4 protein-coding genes are annotated in these 4,836 nt (G+C 40.2%); 3 read left to right on the plus strand and 1 reads right to left on the minus strand.

Going from position 1 to position 4,836, the window contains the following annotated elements; translation table 11 throughout:
* Positions 1 to 372: 372 nt before the first annotated feature.
* Positions 373 to 1,260, plus strand: coding sequence for a mechanosensitive ion channel family protein (locus tag P5683_RS09600; protein ID WP_006625594.1), 888 nt, complete (start codon positions 373 to 375; stop codon positions 1,258 to 1,260).
* On the opposite strand, the gene P5683_RS09605 is transcribed toward P5683_RS09600, so the two are convergent.
* On the minus strand, positions 1,253 to 2,641 hold the full coding sequence (locus P5683_RS09605) for an NB-ARC domain-containing protein (protein WP_315639657.1): 1,389 nt from the start codon (positions 2,639 to 2,641) through the stop codon (positions 1,253 to 1,255). The two genes, P5683_RS09600 and P5683_RS09605, sit on opposite strands and share 8 nt — an antisense overlap.
* Positions 2,642 to 2,811: 170 nt before the next feature.
* On the opposite strand from P5683_RS09605, the gene P5683_RS09610 reads away from it, so the two are divergent.
* Together P5683_RS09610 and P5683_RS09615 are read left to right on the plus strand one after the other, a co-directional pair.
* On the plus strand, positions 2,812 to 4,494 hold the full coding sequence (locus tag P5683_RS09610; protein WP_315639658.1) for a GTPase: 1,683 nt from the start codon (positions 2,812 to 2,814) through the stop codon (positions 4,492 to 4,494).
* 45 nt (positions 4,495 to 4,539) lie between these two features.
* On the plus strand, positions 4,540 to 4,737 hold the full coding sequence (locus P5683_RS09615) for a hypothetical protein (protein WP_315639659.1): 198 nt from the start codon (positions 4,540 to 4,542) through the stop codon (positions 4,735 to 4,737).
* Positions 4,738 to 4,836 lie beyond the last annotated feature (99 nt).

The following is a 4,836-nucleotide window of genomic DNA, read 5'->3' on the forward strand; positions in this document are numbered from 1 at the left end:
TGACTGGTGCTAAGTCTAATTAACTCCAGAACCCGCCCCTACAGGAACCCACCCCACTGGTTTCGGGGGCGGGTTTATCAGGTTGACTGGTGCTAAGTCTAATTAACTCCAGAACCCGCCCCTACAGGAACCCACCCCTACAGGAACCCACCCCTACAATTATTAATTATTAATTATTAATTATTAATTATTAATTACACGGGATAATTGCCGCATTGATTCCTGGCTGCTGTATCTATCTGCGGGTAGAAGCCACAATCCCACCCCAAGGGTTATGATATTATAGGTTTTGAGCTATTGGCTCACATATCCAGCTAACAGCAATTATTCCCCTGTTAAAATCGGGATAAATCCTATTACTACTCAATCTTTATGAATGCCTTAGTCCAAGAAATTCAGTCTAGCCTATTAAGTTTAGTAGGTTCAGCTATCCAAGTAATCCCAGCCTTAATTCTTGCCATAATCGTATTGTTAATAACTCGGTTCGCCGCCAATTTTGTTAGACAATTCTTAAACTCCACAGCACCGAGATTTGTCCGCAGTACATCTTTACAAGTTCTGCTGATTCACACAGGTTATGTATTGACTTGGGCGGGAGGAGTAATTATCGCCTGTGTAATTGCTTTCCCTGACCTCCGCCTAGGGGATATTATCGGTTTATTAGGACTTAGTTCCGTAGCCATTGGTTTTGCCTTTCAGGATATCTTTAAAAATTTCTTAGCCGGGATTTTATTACTGTTACAAGAACCCTTCCAAATTGGTGATCAGATAGTTGTAGAGGATTACGAAGGGACTATCGAAAATATTTCCATTCGGTCTACCCAAATGCTAACCTATCACGGGGAAAGGGTGGTAATTCCTAATTCGATACTGTTTACCAGTCCCGTACAGGTCAAGACAGCCGAAAGTCATCGTCGCACTGATTTAGCCATTGGAGTAGACTATAATACCCCCTTACCAATGGCTATAGAAACGCTATTAAACGCCACGAAAACCGTCGAGGGTGTGTTGTCCGAACCAGAAGTAGAAGTCGATGTAGTGGGTTTTGGAGACAGTTCTATTGACCTCATGGTTCGCTATTGGACTTTCCCGGAACGGAAACAGGTACGACGGGTGACAACGCAGGTTATGATAGCTCTTAAACAGGCTTGTGATGAGGCTGATATTAATATCCCCTATCCTATCCGCACGTTATATTTCTTTAATCAGGAAAGCTATAACGACCATTACCCAGCGGCGGCTAATTCTCAGACTAATTGAGGGTAAAACTCGCAGTGCTGACCCCCACGGTTTTAAAATATTCTTTAATCGGGGGTGTCAGTGTCAAAACCGAGACATAATTTTCGATTTTAGTTTCAATTAAACTGCGTCTTTTCAGAGATTGTACGGCTTTTAAATAGTCAGATTCGGACAGATTTTCTGCTAGTTTATAGGCAATTTCAGTGATACCGTTTTGATTAGCCAAGCCCAGAATAACTAATTTTTCGGGTGACGAAAATCGGAGATAATGTTGGTTTAATATAGGTTCAATATCTCCCAAAAAGAAGCTAGGATAAGATAGAAATTGGGAGACGCTACCGTTAAATAAATCGAAAATAGTGGCTGCTATTATATTTAACCATAAGGGGTTCCCGCCATAAAGCTGGATTAGTTCTATCCAGTGTTCTGTATCTTGGAGGTTGTGGGTCGCTAAAATTTCGGTTGCAGATGCTGAGAAACCTTGTAAATACAGGGTTTTTCCGTGGCGGTTTTCGGTTTCCATGGTGGCAATTTCGGTAGGCTGTTCCCAACTGAGGACAAGGAAACAACTTTGATGAGGCGATCGCCCTATTTCGTAAATGAATTGACCATAACGGTCATATTCTGGGCGGTAAGTTCCGACAAATTCGCCGGGGGTGAGGGTTTCTTGGAAGTCGTCGAGGATGATTAAACAACGATGCGATCGCAAGTAATCTAAGATGGAATTATGGCTAGGTGTAGTGGTGTCGATAAACTGAAGTAAGTCGCTTTTCAGTGCGTTGAGGTTGGGGTATTTTCGATGCGATCGCCATATAATGCGATCGAAGTTTTCTTTGATGTCTTCCACGAGTTGTCTAGCGAGGCTGGTTTTACCGATACCAGACAGCCCCGTAATGGCGATGATGCGATGATGTTCGGCGAGTATCCATTGTTTGAGGGTATCGAGTTCGTGGGTTCTGCTGTAGAGGGGATGTATTTCTGGGGCTTCGCTGAGGTCGTGGTGGCGTTGATATTCGGTGGTGGCGGCAGGTTGCGATCGGTTTTGGGTGTTGGGGGGGTGGTTGTATGGGTCGCTACAGATATTGATGCTACCCTCTGATACGAAATTACTCTGTCCGAAATTAAATAAACTAGAAAAATTAGAAATGTAATAGCGTTCCATCGTGGCACGAAAATTTTTTTTATCAACTTTCTCGTCTAACTCTTCTGATATCAGTTTCCATAAGTTACCCGCCACTCTCTTGACATTCGCTTCGGTGCAGTGATACTCATCCGCAATCTCATTATATTTTTGATGATCCCAGACCCCTGTTAAAACTGCCTGTTGCAGGCTGCTCAGGTGTTTTCCGGTTTTGTCAAACACTAAGCGATCGGTCCATTGTAAGACTTCTTGAACGTCCATAGGTCAACGGGGGTACTGTTATCAAATTATACCATAGTACACTATTTTCTCCTTTTGTGAACTAAATTAGACTTTTTGCACAAAAGTTGCACCTGAGCCTCAATTATTTTTTTATACTAAATTAACCAGATTTATTCTTGTTAATTCATATTTTTTGTGTCAAAATATTGATGTCATTTTACAGTCAAGCAGGGAGCAACTGTTTGTCACTTACATCATGGTTAACGAAAATAATCCTACACCTAGTCAGGTGGCTTGAAAAAGACCGACTAACGGTTGTATTTTTCGGCAAAACTGGAGTGGGGAAGAGTAGCACCCTCAACGCTATGTTTGGGCTAAACTGGGATACAGATCATGCGATCGCCTGTACTAAAAAGCCTCAGTTTGCCGATTTCCCTATTGTCAGTCGTAAACAAGTGGTCATTTTGGCTCTCTATCTCTTGATCAACAATGGATTATACAGACTTGCATTACAACTTCTACAACACTACCTAAATACCTTTAAGTACGCTGACTGTCCTTACCATCAACTACGAGTTGTCGATCTGCCTGGAATTGGAGAAACTCCGACTGCAGATCGAAAATATATGGCTTACTACAAAAAATGGGTCGCTAAAGCTGATGTTTTGGTCTGGATCACTCAAGCAGATACGAGAGCCTATAAAAGGGACGAGATATTTTTAAAGAAATTAAAGCCGTTCTTTAAACCATCTATATATCTGATATTAGCTCTCAACAAAATTGATTTTTTAGGAGTTTATGAAGGACAAAAAAAGTTTGCAATTGACAAAAAAGAACCTTCCCCAGACCAATTAAAGCTCATACCTGAAAAAATAGATGACATTTACGGAATCTTCCAAAATGCGCTAAATGGTGCGATCGTTTTTGATAAAAGTCAAATTGTCCCTTACACATCCTTTTACGGTTGGGGATTAGAAAATCTGAGAACCAAAATATTAGCAAGGAGTTCAAAAGTTATGTGTAAAAATTTGAATGAATTATGGCCATCTTTTTGGAGAAAACCAAAACCTCCTGAGATACCTCTCCGGTTGGTTGTGGCTTTAAACCAAGTTGATAAAATAATTCCTGATGGATGGAATAATAAATTAAACGCTCCCCAAAAAGAAGCAGAAAAGGAGATTGAACGTCAGTGCCAAGATATTATCAAAAAGCTAAGGGAAGAAACACAAATAGATGACTCAAATATAGAATATTACTCTGCTTTAAAACGATATCGTTTGATATATTTGCTCAATAAAATAATTCAAAATGCTTATGGTGGTTTTAAGCTGGGCAATATAGATCCAAAAGATCCATTTGAATTGGCAGATCCAGAGGCAAAAGAATTTGCCGATCAACAGCGTTCCGAAATGGACAAAAGTTCTGAAAAAAAAATCGATTCTGACAATCCAATTTTTGAGAAACTTCAAGAAATTATTTCAAAGGATGATTTAGAATTTATCAGAAGACAACTGGAACAAGAAACTAAATTGCCCCCCAAAGTAGCAGTGATTGGCAAAGCTGGTGTCGGTAAAACAACAACCATTAATAATCTCTTTAATGCCGAGCTGAAAACAAGTCCCACAACTGTTGGTACGACGCAAGCGCAAACCAAAGAGTTTACACTCTCAACAGGCGGAACCTTAACCGTGATTGATATGCCTGGATATGGACGCAGCGAAAAGGAAGATCAAGAGTACGAAAAAATATATAAAGATCTTATTCCTTCCTGCGATCTAATTTTATTGATTTTACAAGCAGATATAAAAGGTATTGCCGATGATATCGAGATGATCAAGACAATCAAAAAATGGTTGCAGGATTGTCCGACTCCCCAAAGACCAACCAATTAAATCGTATCGGAAAAATTGTAAATTTTTAAACTGAAGGATGTTGACATGGCTTTAACCGAAGAAGAGGAAAAACAAATCAGAGAATTGTTGAAAAAACAAGACCAACAAAAACGAAAGTCGGTTTTGTCTAGCAAGGAAAATTTGAAAAGTTGGCTTAAAAGCGCAGCCTCTCATATTGCCGGAAAGCTTGTTGATGCTGCTTTCGACATGCTATTACTTTCGCTTTTGAAATACTTCTGTTAACACATATACCCCGGCTCCAAATCTTTCCGACTATTCCCGAAATACGATCGCTACTTGATATTGAGAAACCCGGTTTCTTACCAAAACTTAGGTGAGGAT

It is taken from the genome of Limnospira sp. PMC 1279.21, assembly GCF_032349615.1.
GTDB lineage: Bacteria > Cyanobacteriota > Cyanobacteriia > Cyanobacteriales > Microcoleaceae > Limnospira > Limnospira fusiformis.